Origin of the sequence: Nodosilinea sp. LEGE 07088, from assembly GCF_015207395.1 — a bacterium.
In the GTDB taxonomy this organism is placed as follows: Bacteria; Cyanobacteriota; Cyanobacteriia; order Phormidesmidales; family Phormidesmidaceae; genus Nodosilinea.
This window is the reverse complement of the sequence record NZ_JADEWX010000132.1, coordinates 1-17,616: the sequence shown is the minus strand read 5'-3', so window position 1 is coordinate 17,616 and position 17,616 is coordinate 1. Positions and strand designations below refer to the sequence as shown.

Here is a 17,616-nt window from a genome sequence, read left to right as displayed (position 1 = left end):
AGCCAGGCCAGGCTAAACAGGCTCACCACCGGCAGCCAAAGATTTATCGGTAGGGGGCTCAGGGCTCCGATCACCAGGGCAAACCCCAGCCCCCGCAGCAGCACAAACCCCAGTTCCCCCAGCAGGGGTTTCAGGGGATAGTGATTTAGCGTCACCGGGGATAGTGGCTCAGGCGCACCTGGTTCTGATTCGGCTTTTGCCTGCCCCAACCAGTTCATCAGCGGGTTGAGCCGTCGGGGATGCATGATTTCTAGTACCGCCCCCAGCATTACCAATTGCCAGGGCCAGTAGCGGGTTGGGCTAGCCAACCCCAGCAGCAGCGCGGCGGCGGCCATCAGCAAAGGCTCTAGGGCCACCCCCACAATGGCGGGCCCCCGGGCGACCCCAATGCCAGCTAGCGCCCGCACCCGACCATAGAAATGCCAGACATTGCCCGGCAGATATTTGAGTAAATTGGTTTTGAGATAAACCGGGGTGCTCCAGGCACCGCCTACCGGCTGCTTTAGGGCCTGTAAAATCCAGCCCCAAACCCAGCCTGACCAGCAATGGGCCAGCAGGGTGATCACGCAGGCCAGCAACAGCAACGGCCCGCCGTTGCCTCTCAGACGAGTAGCCGTGACTTCACCCCAGTGACCGGCCAAAGTGTGGGCTAAAAATGCGATCGCAGCGGCGACAATTACCCAGCGCAGGCAGCGTTTTAGCAAAGCGTAAACCCAGTTCCTATTGTGATACCCTAGTAAAGTTGTCTAAATCGCACATTCGAATTTTCGGGTCTCTCCCTCGTGAGAGCACGTTCGAATGGAGGATTAACCCGAAAGGAGTCAAAACCCAATGCCCGTTATTACTCTACCCGAGCTCCTAGAGTCTGGGGTTCACTTCGGCCACCAAACCCGCCGTTGGAACCCCAAGATGGATCAGTACATCTTCACCTCTCGCAATGGGGTTCACATCATTGACCTGGTGCAAACCGCCAAGTTAATGGAAGAGGCCTACTCGTTTGTCCGCACGGCTGCTGAGCAGGGGCAAAAATTCTTGTTTATCGGCACCAAACGTCAGGCCGCTGGTATCGTCGCTCAAGAGTCTAGCCGCTGCGGTTCTCACTACGTCAACCAGCGCTGGCTGGGCGGCATGCTCACCAACTGGGAAACCATCAAAGCGCGCGCTAACCGCCTCAAAGATCTAGAGCGCATGGAAGAGCTAGGCGCGATCGATCTGCGGCCTAAAAAAGAGGCTGCCGTGCTGCGTCGTGAGCTTGAGAAGCTCCAGAAGTACCTGGGCGGGATCAAGACCATGCGGCGCGTCCCCGACGTCGCCATCATTGTCGATATCAAGCGCGAATACAACGCGGTCTCCGAGTGCCAAAAGCTCGGCATTCCGATCATTTCTCTGCTCGATACCAACTGTGACCCCGACGTGGTGGATGTGCCCATCCCCGGCAACGACGACGCTATTCGCTCGATCAAGCTCATTTTGGGCAAGCTCGCCGATGCCATCTACGAGGGCTCCCACGGTGGTCAGGCTGCTCAAAATGACGATGACTACGACTACGACGGTGCCGAAGATGACGAAGACGGTTACGATGCCCCAGCCGCCGATGGCGACGAGGGCTAGGGGCTAGTCTGAATTCCTCCCCCGCCTGTGGGGGAGGAGGGTAAAGGTGACCCCAGGGGTTTAAGCTAAATTAAGGCACTGCCCTGTATCGGTTGTAAGTTTGTATTGAGTTCGACGACAGCGCGTTAGGACGTTAAATCACCATGGCAGATATTTCTGCAAAGCTTGTTAAAGACCTGCGCGACAAGACCGGCGCAGGCATGATGGACTGTAAAAAAGCCCTGCAAGAAAACGATGGCAATATTGAGAAAGCCATTGAGTGGCTTCGCCAAAAGGGCATTGCCTCAGCCTCTAAGAAAGAGGGCCGGGTGGCGGCTGAGGGTTTAGTCGATAGCTATATCCACGTGGGGGGGCGCATCGGCGTACTGGTAGAAGTCAACTGTGAAACCGACTTTGTCGCCCGTCGTGATGAGTTTAAAGGCCTGGTACGCGATGTCGCCATGCAAATCGCCGCCTGCCCCAATGTCGAGTATGTGCGCGTCAGCGACATCCCGACTGACATCGCTGAAAAAGAAAAATCCATTGAAATGGGCCGTGACGACATCGCCAACAAGCCCGCCGCCATGCAGGAGAAAATTGTTGAGGGCCGCATTCAAAAGCGCCTGAAAGAGCTCTCCCTGATGGATCAGCCTTTCATTAAAGACCAAAATATTTCGGTAGAAGAGCTGATCAAGCAGACGGTTTCTAAGCTAGGTGAAAACATCCAGGTGCGCCGGTTCTCCCGGTTTGTGCTGGGTGAGGGGATTGAAAAAGAAGAAACCAACTTTGCGGATGAAGTCGCTGCTCAAGCCGGCCTGAAAAAAGAGCAGCCCCCAGCGCCAGCCGCTGAGGCTGCCCCCAAGAAAGAGACCAAGAAAGAGACCAAGAAGAAGAAAAAGTAGGTTGAGATTGTCAGGGCTGAGGGGCAGATAGCTAACTGAGAGTCGGTCAGCGCCCTTATTTCAGCTAAGCCCTACTGGTAACGGGGGTGCCCTGTGCGCCCCCGTTTTAATATGTCCGTATAATCAGGTATGGCATAGGTAACAAGGCATGGTGAGGCCGGTTGAAAGCATTCGTAAAGATCTCAATGCGCTGGAGGAAGCTACGGCTACCCTAGCCGATGAGTTTAGCCAAATCTATGGCACGTACCTATCGGTGCTGGGGCAGGCTATGCGGCGGCAGATGATGATGGCCACCTATCACCTCTGTACCCAAGTTTATCCAGAGGAGTTTTTGGCGCTGACGGTGAGCGATCGCACCCATCTACAGCAGGGCATTCAAAAACTGGGGCGTCAGGCCCAAAGCTGGCTCCAGCAGCTTATGGAGCCCAGTCAGTCATCGTCGAGGTCAACTACGTCCCAGGCCCTTGACCCTAGTGATCTCAGTCGGCTAGAGGTGGCCCTAGCCAGCCTAACGTCTCCCCCAGATGGGGCTGACCCTGTTGTAGGTGATTCGACCTCTGGGGCAGAGTTATCGCCAGAGCCTTCAGAGCCCGTTCAGCCACCCTCCCAGGCTGGCTCAGAGATGAATGAGGCGGAATTGGAGGACGGTGACCCTGGCTTATCCATTAGCCCCAAGGATTTGGTTCAGTCGGTGATTATGGCCGCTATTTCCAGCGAAGTAGAAGAGGCCTTTAGCCGTCGCCCGTTTACCGGCGACTCACTCACCCCAGCTACGGTAGCCAAGCACCATTTAATTCTGGAGCGGATGATTCGCGATGTGCTGCAGCGAGTGTCTAAAAAGGCCAACCAGCTGCTGCGCAAAGCTGAGGTTATCCCCGACCTGCCCGAGTCGGTGCTAGAGGTGGCCTCCGATGTGGAGCTGGCCTCACCCAGGGGGCGTTCAGCCCCTAACGTGATGAACGTACTGGTCGCTGTGGCCGACGATATCCCTGCGGAGTTTGAAAATTCTGATCGCATTAGTATCAACCTTGAGGCTGAGACGGATGAACGCGATCGCCCAGAGGAGGAAGAGGAGGCCCTGGAAGGTGCCATGACCCATCTAGCGGCCATTCAGATGCGGCTCACGGACCTTGAGTTTGGTGACGTGCAAACAGCCCTCTGGCGCGGCAAGTTACGTACGGCCATTGGCCGCCTGCGTAAGCTAGGCAAACAATACCAGCGAGCCGAACGAGAATTGGCGATCGCCCAGGCCGAGCAGGCCTGGCGGTCGGTGTGGTACGACGACTCATCGCGATAAAGCAACGGGCCTATGACGGCAGCACAATCCTCTCTTCCTGACTGGGTGAGGCTCCAGCGGGCGCTCTCGGTAGAAGCTGAGACGGGCTTTAATAACCTGGTGGGTAAACAGCAGAGCTTTAGCGAATTTCTGAGCGATAGCCTGCAACAGCCTCCCGCTATTTTGCCGGGGGAGCAGCAGCAGTCGTGGCAAAATTTGGCCCAAAAATATGGGGGCTATCCAGACCTCAGCTTTGCCCAGCGTCAGCATCTGGTGGCCGAAACCCGTCGTTTTTTGCACGGTACCCAGCGGCTTCTTGAGCAGCACGCTGCAACCAAAGCCCTCCGCACTCGGGAGGGGACTCCTAGCGAGGCTGGGGAATCAGCCCCAGCCAAAACAACTCGCAAACCAAAAGCCACTCCAAAAACGACTCAGCCAGCCGAAACGGCTGGAACCACCCGTTTTCGCTTTGGCCTCGACCAGCCAGTCACCTATCTGAAGGGCATTGGCCCCAAAAACAGCGATCGCCTGGCCAAGCTGGGCCTCTTCACCGTGCTGGATGTGCTATTTTACTATCCCCGCGACCATATCAACTACGCCCAGCAGGTCAAAATTCGCGAGTTGACACCGGGCGAAACCGTCACCATTGTCGGTACGGTGAAGCGGGTCAACTGTTTTACCAGCCCTCGCAATAAAAAGCTCACCATCTTTGAACTCCAGCTCTCCGATGGTAGCGGTACCCTCAAGCTCAACCGCTTTTACCCCGGCAATCGCTACGCCGCGCCCAGCTGGCAGCAGCAGCAAAAGCGCCAGTATCCCCAGGGGGCGATCGTGGCCGCTTCGGGGTTGGTGAAGCAGGGTAAGTTTGGCGTCACGCTAGATGATCCTCACCTGGAGGTGTTGGACAGTTTGAGCGATCGCATCGAATCGCTCACCATTGGCCGCATGGTGCCGGTCTATCCGCTCACCGATGGTGTGCCCGCCGACCTGGTGCGCAAGGTTGTGGCAGGTGCTCTTCCGGCGGTGCCGGAACTCCAGGACCCCCTGCCGGTAGACTTGCGCCAGCGATACGAGCTGTTGGGGGTGGGGGATGCGATCGCCCAAATCCACTTCCCCGACGATGAAGAAAATCTGGCTAAGGCCCGTCGCCGCCTGGTTTTCGACGAATTTTTCTATCTCCAGCTGGGCCTCCTGCGCCGTCGTCAGCAACAACAGGCCCAGCAGACCGCCATCACCCTGGCCCCCACCGGAGAGCTAATCGATCATTTCTATGAAGTAATTCCCTTTGATCTGACCAATGCCCAGCAGCGAGTGGTCAACGACATTCTCGCCGATCTGCAAAAGCCTGTCCCCATGAATCGCCTGGTGCAGGGAGATGTGGGGTCCGGCAAAACCATCGTTGCCGTCATCGCCACCCTGGCGGCTATTCAAGCTGGATACCAGGCCGCCCTCATGGCCCCGACAGAAGTGCTGGCCGAGCAGCACTACCGCAAACTGGTGGAGTGGTTTAACCAGCTTCATGTACCAGTGGAGCTGCTCACCGGCTCGACCCGCGCCGCCAAACGCCGCCAGCTGCTAGGGGAGCTGGTGACCGGAGAACTCCCCATTCTGGTTGGCACCCATGCCCTGATCGAAGACCCGGTGCAGTTTCGTGACCTGGGCCTGGTGGTGATCGATGAACAGCACCGGTTTGGCGTCCAACAGCGAGCCAGACTCACCCAAAAAGGGGCCAATCCCCACGTGCTCACCCTCACCGCCACCCCGATTCCCCGCACGCTGACGTTGACCATGCACGGTGATCTGGATGTCAGCCAGATCGATGAGCTGCCGCCGGGGCGCAAGGCGATTCAAACTACCCTGCTCACAAACAAAGAAAGGACTCATGCCTACGACCTGATTAAGCGTGAAATCGCCCAGGGTCGCCAGGTGTACGTGGTGTTGCCCCTGGTAGAAGAATCCGAAAAGCTCGATCTCAAATCTGCCGTAGACGAGCACCAGAGACTGGCAGAGGTCATCTTCCCTGAGTTCACCGTTGGTCTGCTCCACGGGCGTATGTCCTCGACGGAGAAAGATGCTGCCATCACAGCCTTCCGCAAACAGGAGTCGCAAATTTTGGTGTCTACCACGGTGGTGGAAGTTGGGGTAGATGTGCCCAATGCTTCGGTGATGCTGATTGAGCACGCCGAACGCTTTGGTCTGTCTCAACTGCACCAGCTCAGAGGGCGCGTGGGTCGGGGAGCCGCCCAGTCTTTTTGTCTATTGCTCAGCAGCAGCCGGAACGAAACGGCCATTCAGCGGCTCAAGGTACTGGAGCAGTCTCAAGATGGCTTTTTTATTGCCGAAATGGATCTGCGTTTTCGTGGCCCTGGGGAAGTATTGGGTACCCGCCAGTCGGGCCTACCCGATTTTGCGCTGGCGAGTCTTATCGATGATCAAGCTGTGCTGATGCTGGCGCGGGAAGCAGCGGAAGCCATGCTGAAGGAAGACCCTGAGTTAAACCGCTGGCCCAAGCTCGCTCAAGAACTTCAGCGCCGCTACGAAAAGCTCATGGGTGGCGCGATTATGACATAGAGTCTTGAGATATCGAGAGCATCCTTTTTTAGTACCTCAAGTTCGCCTTAATCACTCTGGCCAGATAAGTTGATTAGCGGTCACAAGCACCGGGCCGCCGAAGTGATCTATCCATTCAAACCCCGCCCTGTCGGCGGCTCCGCGTGCATAGTGCTGTTATCCACGGCTATAGCCGGATAAGTCGGAATTTCTTTGCGGCCGCAACTCCTGATTCGGAATCCCAGCCTGGAATTGCGCGCTCAAGCAGATCGACAGATATGTCAGCATCAGCATCAACTAAAGATTGCAGCAACTCTCGGTTCGGTTCTGATCCATTTAAACCTGGTGCATCCTTGGAATATTCGAACAAATCGTCTAGTTCTGTACAAACTCTGAGTAGCCCGACTGAAGCGAATCCGTCTGATTTGTCATAGTCGGATCGCTGCCATTTCTCGCCGTCCCATCCATAGATAAAGCCAATCCATTCTCCGAACGGTTTCGGATCAATATCGCGGCCCCACCATTCGGGCGCATCAAGAAGCAAATCAGTCTCTTGCTCTTGAAAGTACTTCGCCGCCTCACCGAAATATGTTTCAGAGTATTCGTGGTCATGGCCTAATAACACAGCCCGATTGTCATTCTGAAACCGAATGCCCGCCCAATTTCCGCCACCATCGTGGTAGAGCCATTGATTTTCGGTTGCATAGGCTGAATCCGTCCACCCTCTAGCGGAACAAACGGCCGCGAATGCCGCCCAACCTGCTCGCAAAAACTTTGGAGAAGGTAAATCCAGATTAGTCAAAGGCATAGGCTTATACTCCTGTCGTGGAAAACGGCAAAACGCAGCGGTAGCAGAACACCTTCAGCCGTAACTAATATTGAACGCAACAATGTCTCCGTCGCCAACGAAATTCAATTGAGTAATGGGTGATAGAGAGAGCAATTTTTGCATAAACTGACAGCCACGACTGACTTAAAATTCTAAACTCATGATTGATAATCTCTAGTACTCTGAGGTGGAAATAACCCACCTATTTGCCAACGCGGAAACCCTGGTGAGACTTGGAATTCCCGTTCTGCCTTTTGCCTTCTTACTTCTGTCTTTCGGTACTAGGCTGTTCTCTACACCAAGAACTTGCGGCATAACGGTCAGATTCAGCCGCATTGCGGAGAGCAGCGGAGAAAAGTCGGTGCAACCTGTTGTTAGGCCACTGTTCTGTTCCAAGGCGGAAGGAGGCTCAAATCACTTTCCTCATAATACAGTGGTTCTTCCCTTTTCTACCTTCGTAGTTGAATCCGCACTTCTCAAATACTTGCCTTGTTCCATTGTATAGAAACGAACTTGATACTTTCTTACCTTGCGTGTCTTGCGGATAGCTTTCTACGACGCCACCTCCCAGATCACCGATTAGTTTTAATGCGCCCTCTAAAGCGAAGCCAGCCAACCCAATTCTTCGGTGGCTCTTATCCACGAAGATACAAGTAATTCTCCAATCTGGCATCGCCATTTTGGCCTCGACTTCTCTTTTGTGATAAATGTTGGGAAGTTCCTGGGGTGGACCGAATTGACACCAAGCGATGCAACTATCGCCATCAAACACCAGGGCCGCATGAGCATTTCCTTCTTCAACGAGCTTCTTCTTGAGGCACCTGTTGGCTTCTGCCCCTCGCTCGTAATCCGGTGGTTTCGCGTGAAACCAGGTACACCAACACCCTCCCCAAACACCATTATGCTTTTCAACTAATTGCTCGAAAGCGTCCCATGTGTCGGTACTCAATGCTCTAACGATGTAATTTTCCATCGGTCTCTCCTCTAAAGCTCGTGGTCTAACGGCTAAAGTCAGCGGCTTCAAGTGACTTTTGCGATACACTAAGAACTTTTACCAGCCCGCTCAAAGCGAATTGTTAGGTCGTCGGTACACCTGACCTTCGGAACCCTGTTATTCGAGTTGGCTGAGTGTGACATGGAGCGTGGTTCTTAACAGCTTAAACCGTACAGAGAGCCGTCGATCGCATATGCGCTAGCAATGCAATAACACTGAAGATGATCCAAATCCCCATCCACAATCCATATCGGCTTCGCCCCCCGCCCTTTCTGCGCGGCCAAATCGTGAACAGAAATATCAATACAGCCACCTCGGCTAAAGAAATAGCCAAGGCGACCCACATTCCGATATAGCCCATCAGGCAAGCAAAATCGTTCAATGGATCTTGACTTGTCACAATCGCGGTTGAAGATGCGGCAATAGTCTGAAGCGCCATTACCGCCAACAGCCTTGCCATGACGCGGTGACGAAAGCCCAACTCGGAAAACACCAGTAATGCCAGCATTGCCCACGCCGTCACTAACAAGGTGACCCAGGCCCAAGCAGGAATGAGAACAACATACAACATTCTTGGATTTTAACGGCTCTCGTCGCGCTTTAGCCGCTGCTTGAAGCTTATGGCAGGTATAGCCGACCTTTTGCGAAAGGTGCAAAATCGTCAAGGCTCGTGATAACGCAAATCATTGTCGTTAAAACCAAGAATGCAAATCTCTCGAACATCTCATCAGACACCTAACGTTCTCAGTCAGCGGCTGCCAGTGTTTTTCGTATCCCACCAACCGATCTCGATAATCCGCTGCACGGGGGTTGTTCTGCCGCTCCAGTCGTCGTTTCTGGATGTGATATCAATTTATAGCTATTGATGTGCTTCCATGTAAGCTCGTAGCAATTGGTTGATCTGGGTTTGATAGCCCCGGCCACGAGACTTAAACCACTCCAACACATCGCTATCAATGCGGAGCGTGACTTGAGCCTTGGCTTTTGTAGTAGGTAAACCCTGCCGCACAACCGCCTTAGCAAACATTTCTGGTGTAATTTCCGGGCAATCGGACAAATCAATATCTTCATCGTCCATCGCATCCAATCGTTGCCAATCAGTCTGAGAGTTGCTCGAAGTAAATTCGTTGTTCATATTTTGTTGCTTTTCTTGCAGAAATAATACGGGTACAATCCTGGTGTTCTGTATGGACAACAGCAATCACTCGCCCTTGCAATAAACCAAATGTAACGAAACGCTGCTCTCCATAATCGTAGCGATTGTCCTCAACCGTAGAACATCGATGAAATCTACTCCATGCTTGCGAAGATTACCAAAACGCTTTGCTTCATCCCATTCATATTCCATAACCGAACGACTACTGTAGCCTTCAATTGTAGCTACAAAACGTGGTTACAGTCACTTGTTTAAGGCAAGTCTCATTAGAGCAAATGACCCACAGTGCAGGGGCTCACGCTTCCTGCCTCTAGCAAACGAGAAATCAGGGTTTCAGCATTTTAGTAAGACGGAAGTATTTGTAGACCGTCTGATGGGGCGGAAAGTCATGGGGTAGCATCTCCCACTGGCAGCCGGTTCGTTGAACATAGAAAATAGCGTTGAGAATCTCTCGCAAATCTACCTCGCGAGGATGTCCAAAGCCCTTGGGAGCAGGCAACTTTGGCTCAATCACCGTCCATTCCGCGTCACTCATATCACTCGAGTAGAGTTTGCGAGTCGGATTGGCTACATCAGGGAGATGGCTCATCATCAACGGTAGAGTGCAACGTTTCTACGATAAAAATGAAATCATCTGGCCTTGAGCCACTTTAGACTCTCTTTAGAATTCAGCTCTTAGAGAGAAAGTTTCTACATATCGTCCCTATCGGGGTAGATAGGCAGAGAGTTTCGGCATATCTACCTTAATTCGCTAGATCGCGAGAAACTTTCCGTATATTATGCCGATTTGAGGCGATCGCACTCAACGTCCTATCTCTGCAACCGGGCTGCCAAGCCTTAGTACGCCGGAGCTGCCAGACACGAGATCATCACGCCTAAGGCCGACCCGGCAATCACCTGAAAGGGGGTGTGGCCCAGCAGCTCTTTAAGGCGGTCTTCGCGAATTTCCGGCTTTTCTTGAAACAGCTCATCGATGATTTGGTTGAGTACCTTGGCCTGCTTGCCTGCCGCCTGGCGCACCCCCGCCGCATCGTACATGACGATGATTGAAAAGACCGAGGTCGCCGCAAACATCGGGCTGGCCCAGCCCAGGGTTTGGCCAACGCCACAGGCCAGGGAGGTTACCAAGGCCGAGTGGGCGCTGGGCATGCCGCCCGTTTCTACCAGCACCTTGAGATTGAGTTTGCGGTGCCGCACCAGTTCAATAATGGCCTTGAGCCCCTGGGCCGTAAAGCAGGCGATCAGAGCCACAATCAGCACGTGGTTATCAAAGATATCGCTAAAGGTATTCATCGGCTCGGGCAAACCCTAGTAGGTACGGGCAACAATATAATCTGCGATCGCAACCAGGGGCTGGCGCAAGTCGCCAAACTCGGCCAGGCTTTCCTTAGCCGCCTCAATCAGCTGTTCAGCCTGACGGCGCGACTCCTCCAGGCCCCACAGGCTGGGGTAGGTGACCTTTTGGGCTGCCACGTCCTTGCCCACCGACTTACCTAGGGTCTCGGGGGTAGAGGTAATGTCGAGAATGTCATCCACAATTTGAAAGGCTAGACCAATGCGCTGGGCGTACTGGCGCAAATTCTCCAGTTTCCCGTCGCTGGCCCCCGCCAACATCGCTCCCGAGGTGACCGAGATTTCCAGCAGTGCCGCTGTCTTGTGGTTGTGAATATAGTTGAGCGTCTCTAGGGTCACGTCGGGTTTGCCTTCGCTAGCCAGATCAACAATTTGCCCGCCCACCAGACCTTCGCCACCCACCGCTTTCCCCAGGCCAGCAACTACCTTTAGCACCTGTTCTGGGGGTGCCCCCTGGGTGTAGGTAGCCACATGCTCGAAGGCGTAGGATAGCAACGCATCTCCGGCCAAAATCGCCACGTCGTCGCCGTAGACCTTGTGGTTGGTCAGACGACCCCGACGATAGTCGTCGTTATCCATCGCCGGTAGGTCATCGTGAATCAGCGACATGGTGTGGATCATCTCCAGAGCACAGGCCGTCGGCATTGCCATCTCGCCGCTGCCCCCCACCAATTCACAGCTGGCGAGACAGAGAATCGGCCGCAGTCGCTTTCCCCCCGCCAGCAGCGAGTAGCGCATCGCTTCGTAAAGCGTTTCGGGGTAGCGCAGGGCCAGAGCCCGATCGAGGGCCGCTTCTACCCGCTGGCGCTGGGTGGCTAGGTAGGCTTCTAGGTCAAACTGGCCAGTGGAAGGGGGGCTGGAATTCAGGGAGTTGGTTTGCACCATGGCGGCATCTGACAAATTGAGAACAGATTGATAAAAAGCAGTTGAACTAGATGGCCTACAGACGATTGCGGTAGCTGGTGACGGTATTCTCTAGTAGCATCGCTACCGTCATGGGGCCAACGCCACCAGGCACTGGGGTAATGGCTCCCGCCACAGGCTTTACCGAGGCGAAATCGACATCGCCCACCAGTCGCGGCTTGCCGTCGGGCTGTTCGACCCGGTTAATGCCGACGTCGATCACCACGCTGCCGGGCTTAACCTCAGCAGCTGTAATCATACCGGGGCGACCCACCGCCGCAACTAGAATATCAGCTTGCCGCATCAGCCCGGGTAAGTCAGGGGTACGAGAGTGGGCCACCGTAACGGTGGCATTGGCTTCTAACAGCATTAGGGCCATGGGTTTACCCACCAAAATGCTGCGCCCGACCACCACCGCAATCGTGCCCGCCGGGTCAATCTGCGCGGCCTTCAGCAGCCGCATCACGCCGTAGGGGGTACAGCTGCGCAGACCGGGTTCCCCCCGCACCAGCCGACCTAGGTTAATCGGGTGCAGTCCATCGACATCTTTGTCGGGATCGATAGTGTGCAGCAGGGCCACGGCATCGAGGTGGGTGGGCAGGGGCAGCTGCACTAGGATCCCGTCTACGTTGGGGTCGGCATTGAGCTGCTGGATCAGCTCAGCGACTTCTGTTTGGGATACCGTTGTCGGCAGGTGCTTACCGTAGGAGACAATGCCGACCTGACCACAGGCCCGCTCTTTGTTGCGCACGTAGGCGGCGCTGGCAGGGTTATCGCCTACCATAATCACGGCCAGCCCGGGCGATCGCTGCCCCTGGGCCGTTAACGCTTGAATCTCTGCGGTCAGAGCGGTTTGAATTTGGCTTGCCAGGGCTTTGCCATCGAGCAGTTGGGTCATAGCCAGGGTGCGCTAACCTATATCTCGGATAGGGGTTGCGATCGCTATCCTGATGCCCGTGTGAACCGGGTGCAGGGGTTCGACGCTTTCCCAGTGTCTCAGATTTTGCTCCCCTAGGAGCCAACCAGCGCTGTAAAAAGCCTCTAAATGAATAATTTGCAATATCGTTTTACCTGTTATGGAGCCGTGGCCTTGGCACTGGTAGCCATCACCAGCTGTGGTGCCAGCCTGAATGCCACCGCTGGCTATACGCTGCGCGATCGCCTCAGTCACTGGCCCGGACTGGCCCGGCTCGACCCAGTCACACCCATTGCTGAAGCCAGTCAGAGTGGGGCTGCCACCGTGTATTTAGCGGGTACTGTAGAACGCCAGTTGCCCCTGGTGGGGCAGGGCTTGTATCAACTCGTAGATGACTCTGGCGCAATCTGGGTGGTGAGCCCCATAGAGCCCCCGTCAGTGGGTGATGCTGTGGCGCTGCGAGCGGTCATGCGCTACGAGCAGATTTTGCTCCAGGGCCAAGACGTGGGCGAGTACTACGCCGAAGAGCTAGAGCGTCTACCCCAAAATTCTGCCTCAGAATAATTTAATCTATTCGGCTATCGTCGCCGCTGAATAGGGTTCTGTCCCCGTTGAGGGGCAGGGAAGGTGGTAGTCTCTTAGAAATGCTGTGTATAGTCATTCACACCGGTAGGAGAGGATTAGGGTAAATGAAACAACTGGTTGGCCTACTTGTTGCGCTGGCGGTGCTGTTGGGTTGGGTGAGTAGCCCTGTCTTAGCACAGTCAATCTCTGGGGCAGACCTGCTGCGCGCCCCCGTTGAGGCCACAGCCTGGCTGGCGGAAGCATCAATGGGAAATGCGGTCGATGCCAAGCTCAAAACCGAATATGGGGCAAAACTTGACCTGAACAACGCCAACGTGCAGAGCTTCAGAAAATTTCCTGGGCTGTACCCCACCCTGGCTCGCAAAATTTTGCTCAACGCGCCCTATGACAGCGTTGACGATGTGCTCGAGCTACCCGGTCTGAGCGAGCAGCAGCTCAACATTCTGCGCACCAATCTCGACAACTTTACGGTAACGGTGACCGACCCGGCGCTGGTAGAAGGTGCAGACCGCTTTAACAACGGTGTCTATAAGTAGACGATAATTTTTGCCTCTGCTGATACCCAACGGCCCTGGCTGGTCAAGTTGACCCTACTGGTTAATGCTGACTAGCCAGGGCTTTTCGCATTTAGTCTGTCATCGTTGGACTGTTTTTGGGAGCTGCCCTTGACCAAGCCTGACTTCGCTTCGCCCCAGGGCCATAGCTCTGATACCCAGGGTTTCGACGTGCTGGTAATTGGGGGCGGTGCCGCCGGACTCTATGCTGCACTGTCGATTCCATCGCGGTGGCGGATTGGGCTGGTCACCAAAGATACCCTGTCAATTTCTGCCAGCGACTGGGCCCAGGGGGGGATCGCCGCCGCGATCGGAGCTGACGATCAGGTGTCTTTGCACGTGGTCGATACGCTCAAGGCCGGAGCGGGCCTTTGCGACCCTGAGGCGGTAGAGCATTTGGCCAGCCAGGCGGCTACCTGCATCCACCGTCTGGTGGAGCTGGGGGTAGCGTTTGATCGCAATCAGGGGCAATTGGCCATGACCCTGGAGGCCGCCCACTCGCGGCGGCGAGTACTGCATGCTGCCGATACGACTGGGCGAGCGATCGTGTCGATCTTGGCAGAGGCCGTGTTGAAACAGCCCAACATTACGGTGTTTGAGCGCGCCTTTGCCCTCGACCTGTGGATGGTGGCGGGGCGCTGTCGGGGGGCTCTGGTCGCCTGCGATCGCCAGCTTCGATGGCTATCGGCCCAGGCCACCGTACTGGCCACTGGCGGTGGCGGCCAGGTCTATGCTCAAACCACCAACCCAGCGGCGAGTACCGGCGATGGCGTGGCCATGGCCTGGCGGGCCGGGGCCCAGCTGCGCGACCTCGAATTTGTCCAGTTTCACCCGACGTCACTGGCTCAGACGGAGGCACCGCCGTTTTTAATTAGCGAGGCGGTGCGGGGTGAGGGGGCCCACCTGGTGGATAGTCGGGGCTACCGCTTTGCCTACGACTATCATGCCGATGGCGAACTGGCCCCCCGCGATGTGGTCAGTCGGGCCATCTTCAACCATCTGCAAAAGACCGGCGATGACCAGGTCTGGCTCGATATGCGTCCGATCGCGCCCGATCGCCTGCAATACCGATTTCCCAATATTCTTCAGGTCTGCCGTACCTGGGGCTGTGACCCGCTGGCCCAGCCCATTCCCGTCGCCCCCGCCGCCCACTACTGGATGGGGGGGATTACGACCGATCTCCACAGTCAAACCACGATCCCAGGCCTCTATGCCGTGGGCGAGAACGCCAGCACCGGGGTGCATGGGGCCAATCGCCTGGCCAGTAACTCCCTGCTAGAATGCCTGGTGTATGGGGCTGAACTGGCTAATCTGCCGCTGCAATCGAGCGATCGCCCTACCACCTCGACGACGACAGAGTTGGTTGACTTGGATGGCGTAGATCTTGGGGCAGAAACCCTCGACAGCCTCAATCAACGGCGCGAGCAGTTGACCCAGCTGATGTGGCAGGCGGCGGCCATTAGCCGCGGCCAAGTGGGGCTAGACGGTGCGATCGCAGTCCTCGACCAGTGGCGTACAGCCTGGCGACAACATCCGTGGCAGGTCTTACATGCCCTGGCACCGGGCCATACCTACCAGTTACCCGGCGGGCTAGATTGGCCCCGGTTACGGGCCTGGGGTGAGTTGGGCAACCTCTACGACATCGCCTGGCTGATTCTCAACAGCGCCGCCTTTCGCACCGAGAGCCGGGGCGGTCACTTTCGCCAAGACTATCCCGACACCCGCCCCGAGTGGCAGGCACACACGGTGGTCGAGGGCGATCGCTGGCAAACCTCTGCTCCGGTAGGGGACGGGTAGACTGCGGTGTGAGTTGGTCTGTCATTTCGGGCGGCGCGGGGGCGCGGGAGCGAGAGCACGTCGCAGTTAGGCTACTTCAGGCCTGATTTACTAGCACTGTGTGCAAAAGTAAAGCCACGCCAGCCCCCCTGCGCCCCATCTCCTCAGCCTCCATCCTCTACCGCCGCTTAGCTCGCCTTGAGCCTCTAGCCTTCCTCCGCTTGCCCTTGCCCCGCCCTCTCTTGGCCGCTGACGACAGCCAGTCAGCAACGTAATGGCTGAGCGCCCCCAGCTCTAAACCCACCATCAGCGCCAACCACCAGGGCCAGTAGGCCATCAAACCCCAGCCCAGCCTGTCGATCAAATCGCCCCAGGTCAGAGCAGTGCGTTGGGCATTGTTGAGCAGGTCGATAACAATGAGACCGCCTAACCCCAGCCAAAAAGAAAGGTATAAGACTCGCACCACGGTGCCAATAATCGGCCCGTGGGACCAGCGCGATCGGTGGCGGATGCTGCCGCGATAGGGCAGCCAGATCCACCGCAGCCAGCCCCAGCGCTTATACTGCACCGAGTGAATATCGAGATCGGGGCCCAGCACCCAGCCGCCCAGCAAAAACCCCAGGCAAACCACCGCTGTCAGCCTGCCGTCGAGGGTGAGGCGAAAGGTGGCTAAAACGACCAGGGGCAGAGCCCAGAGGGTAATGCGATCGTGGGTGCGGCCTGAAGACATGGCACAGATGTACCAGCATTTAGCGTTTCTGGCAAGGAGCGCTATCGTGGAGGCATCTCACCGCCGCCCTGTTGCAATCCAAGCCCCTCCAACGCCTTTACCCTAACAATGCCAGCCAGTGATACTGCTTCCCCCCGAGCCGGGTATACGCTGCCGGTATTTGCCTGCGCCGGGGCCTTAGCCGCGCTGCATCATCTTCGCGATACCGACCATCGCCCTAGGGCCATTACCCTCGATCTGCTCAACCCGCCCCTGCCCGCGACCATCGCCATCGACCAACTGGCCCCCCTGCCCGATGGCTCGGTGCTGGCCATTACCCACAGCGACCCCGGTGACAATCTCGACCTCACGCGCAATACGCCTCTGTGGTCGGTGGTGACCTGGGGGAGGGTCGGTCAGCCTGAACGAATTTTGCTCCAGGGAGGTGAGGGCATTGGGCGGCAGCTCAACCGAGACCAGGCCCCGGCTATTTACCAATACGCCCGAGAACTCATCCACCACCACCTGACACCGCTGATTCCGGAGGGCAAGACCCTCTGCGTAACGATCGTTTTGCCGGAGGGGCGAGCCCTGGCCGATCGCACCTCCAATGCCGCCTTTGGGGTGGTCGAGGGGCTCTCGCTGCTGGGTACCTCAGGCATCTCTGCGCCCCTGAGTGCCCCCGGCCAACTCGACCAGTCGAGGGAAATTCTGCGGGCCAAGGCCGACCAATATGCTCACCTGGTGTTTTGCCTGGGCGAAAACGGGCTAGACCTGGCCTGCCAGCTCGGCATCGACCCCGATCGCCGGGTCAAGACCGCCAACTGGCTGGGCCCCATGCTGGTGGAGGCTGGGCAGGTGAGCTTGGCCGGGGTGCTGCTGCTGGGCTACCACGGCAAGCTGATCAAGCTGGCGGGGGGTATTTTTCATACCCATCACCACGTCGCCGATGGCCGTCAGGAGATTCTCGCTGCCTGCTGTGCCGCCGAGGGCGTGGCGCTGCCCATAATTCAAGAAATTCTTAAGGCCGCCACCGTCGAGGCGGGGCTGCAAAGTCTGCGAGATCACGATGCTCAAACGGCCCAGCGGGTTTATCGCCACATCGTCGCGCGCATCGACGATCGCGCTAGCGCCTACGTTCACGCCCACACCGGCAACCCCCTGACCGTCGGGACGATGGTATTTGACCGCCAGCGGCAGGTGATCGCCACCAGCGATCGCGCCCGGCTTCTCTTCGAGCAAGTTTTGGTAGACTAAGGGGAATATTTTTTTACAAAACTCCGATAACAGCCCCTTATGCTCTTGCTTCTGCTAACCCTCGGGCGAGCCAGGTTTGTTTCTCGTCACTGCTGTATCTAGAATCGCTTGCAGTCTAAGGGCTACCGGTGCCCAGGAGTTTCACTGTTACCCCACCTCCAGACCTAGGGTGCTCCGATCGCGTATCCGATTGTTATTCGCAGGCAACCAGCCTAGGTTGTCTGGCGGTATGGCCCCTCCCCTAAGTCTGTCTCTTATGGAGGTCT

17 protein-coding genes and 2 pseudogenes are annotated in these 17,616 nt (G+C 56.5%); 8 read left to right on the top strand and 11 right to left on the bottom strand.

Annotation, left to right across the window (positions count from 1 at the left end):
• The coding region (locus tag IQ254_RS22540) for a UPF0104 family protein (RefSeq protein ID WP_193968401.1) at nucleotides 1-704 on the bottom strand (704 nt) is incomplete at its 3' end.
• 127 nt (nucleotides 705-831) lie between these two features.
• On the opposite strand from IQ254_RS22540, the gene rpsB reads away from it, so the two are divergent.
• From rpsB to recG, 4 genes are all read left to right on the top strand, one after another.
• On the top strand, nucleotides 832-1,611 hold the full coding sequence (gene rpsB, locus IQ254_RS22535; RefSeq protein WP_193968400.1) for a 30S ribosomal protein S2: 780 nt from the start codon (nucleotides 832-834) through the stop codon (nucleotides 1,609-1,611).
• A 143-nt stretch (nucleotides 1,612-1,754) separates the two neighbouring features.
• Entirely contained in the window at nucleotides 1,755-2,492 is a 738-nt protein-coding gene (tsf, locus tag IQ254_RS22530) for a translation elongation factor Ts (RefSeq protein ID WP_193968399.1), read from the top strand.
• A gap of 148 nt (nucleotides 2,493-2,640) precedes the next feature.
• Nucleotides 2,641-3,789 carry a hypothetical protein gene (locus IQ254_RS22525; protein ID WP_193968398.1) on the top strand — a complete coding sequence of 383 codons (1,149 nt, stop codon included), beginning with the start codon at nucleotides 2,641-2,643 and terminating at the stop codon, nucleotides 3,787-3,789.
• Between the two features lie 12 nt (nucleotides 3,790-3,801).
• Nucleotides 3,802-6,339, top strand: coding sequence for an ATP-dependent DNA helicase RecG (gene recG / locus IQ254_RS22520; protein ID WP_193968397.1), 2,538 nt, complete (start codon nucleotides 3,802-3,804; stop codon nucleotides 6,337-6,339).
• A gap of 166 nt (nucleotides 6,340-6,505) precedes the next feature.
• On the opposite strand, the gene IQ254_RS22515 is transcribed toward recG, so the two are convergent.
• The 9 genes and pseudogenes from IQ254_RS22515 to folD all read right to left on the bottom strand — a co-directional run bounded on the left by IQ254_RS22515 (nucleotide 6,506) and on the right by folD (nucleotide 12,451).
• The gene (locus tag IQ254_RS22515; RefSeq protein WP_193968396.1) at nucleotides 6,506-7,126 is read right to left on the bottom strand and encodes a proteophosphoglycan 5; all 621 of its coding nucleotides are present in this window, start codon (nucleotides 7,124-7,126) and stop codon (nucleotides 6,506-6,508) included.
• Between the two features lie 430 nt (nucleotides 7,127-7,556).
• Nucleotides 7,557-8,120, bottom strand: coding sequence for a GNAT family N-acetyltransferase (locus IQ254_RS22510; protein WP_193968395.1), 564 nt, complete (start codon nucleotides 8,118-8,120; stop codon nucleotides 7,557-7,559).
• A gap of 184 nt (nucleotides 8,121-8,304) precedes the next feature.
• Nucleotides 8,305-8,712 (bottom strand): hypothetical protein, encoded by a 408-nt coding sequence (locus IQ254_RS22505; RefSeq protein WP_193968394.1) that lies wholly within the window; start codon nucleotides 8,710-8,712, stop codon nucleotides 8,305-8,307.
• A gap of 288 nt (nucleotides 8,713-9,000) precedes the next feature.
• A complete protein-coding gene (locus tag IQ254_RS22500; protein ID WP_193968393.1) occupies nucleotides 9,001-9,276 on the bottom strand; it encodes a BrnA antitoxin family protein in 276 nt (91 codons plus the stop codon).
• Nucleotides 9,239-9,489 (bottom strand): annotated as a pseudogene (locus IQ254_RS33825) (BrnT family toxin). Before IQ254_RS33825 ends, IQ254_RS22500 begins: the two are co-directional and overlap by 38 nt.
• 160 nt (nucleotides 9,490-9,649) lie before the next feature.
• Nucleotides 9,650-9,886, bottom strand: a pseudogene (locus IQ254_RS22490) (transposase); the annotation flags it as partial.
• A gap of 248 nt (nucleotides 9,887-10,134) precedes the next feature.
• Nucleotides 10,135-10,590 carry a divergent PAP2 family protein gene (locus IQ254_RS22485; protein ID WP_193968392.1) on the bottom strand — a complete coding sequence of 152 codons (456 nt, stop codon included), beginning with the start codon at nucleotides 10,588-10,590 and terminating at the stop codon, nucleotides 10,135-10,137.
• Nucleotides 10,591-10,605: 15 nt separating this feature from the next.
• A complete protein-coding gene (crtE, locus tag IQ254_RS22480) occupies nucleotides 10,606-11,535 on the bottom strand; it encodes a geranylgeranyl diphosphate synthase CrtE (RefSeq protein ID WP_193968391.1) in 930 nt (309 codons plus the stop codon).
• Nucleotides 11,536-11,590: 55 nt separating this feature from the next.
• Complete coding sequence (gene folD, locus IQ254_RS22475; RefSeq protein ID WP_193968390.1) at nucleotides 11,591-12,451, bottom strand: bifunctional methylenetetrahydrofolate dehydrogenase/methenyltetrahydrofolate cyclohydrolase FolD; 861 nt, start codon at nucleotides 12,449-12,451, stop codon at nucleotides 11,591-11,593.
• A 147-nt stretch (nucleotides 12,452-12,598) separates the two neighbouring features.
• Between folD and IQ254_RS22470 the strand changes: the two genes are divergently transcribed.
• The 3 genes from IQ254_RS22470 to nadB all read left to right on the top strand — a co-directional run bounded on the left by IQ254_RS22470 (nucleotide 12,599) and on the right by nadB (nucleotide 15,405).
• The gene (locus tag IQ254_RS22470; protein ID WP_193968389.1) at nucleotides 12,599-13,033 is read left to right on the top strand and encodes a hypothetical protein; all 435 of its coding nucleotides are present in this window, start codon (nucleotides 12,599-12,601) and stop codon (nucleotides 13,031-13,033) included.
• Nucleotides 13,034-13,158: 125 nt separating this feature from the next.
• Complete coding sequence (gene psbU / locus IQ254_RS22465; protein WP_193968388.1) at nucleotides 13,159-13,590, top strand: photosystem II complex extrinsic protein PsbU; 432 nt, start codon at nucleotides 13,159-13,161, stop codon at nucleotides 13,588-13,590.
• 129 nt (nucleotides 13,591-13,719) lie between these two features.
• Nucleotides 13,720-15,405, top strand: a complete 1,686-nt coding sequence (gene nadB / locus IQ254_RS22460; protein ID WP_193968387.1) for an L-aspartate oxidase — start codon at nucleotides 13,720-13,722, stop codon at nucleotides 15,403-15,405.
• A gap of 157 nt (nucleotides 15,406-15,562) precedes the next feature.
• On the opposite strand, the gene IQ254_RS22455 is transcribed toward nadB, so the two are convergent.
• Nucleotides 15,563-16,114, bottom strand: coding sequence for a metal-binding protein (locus tag IQ254_RS22455; protein ID WP_193968386.1), 552 nt, complete (start codon nucleotides 16,112-16,114; stop codon nucleotides 15,563-15,565).
• 108 nt (nucleotides 16,115-16,222) lie between these two features.
• On the opposite strand from IQ254_RS22455, the gene cbiD reads away from it, so the two are divergent.
• Entirely contained in the window at nucleotides 16,223-17,350 is a 1,128-nt protein-coding gene (cbiD, locus tag IQ254_RS22450; RefSeq protein WP_193968385.1) for a cobalt-precorrin-5B (C(1))-methyltransferase CbiD, read from the top strand.
• Nucleotides 17,351-17,616: the final 266 nt, after the last annotated feature.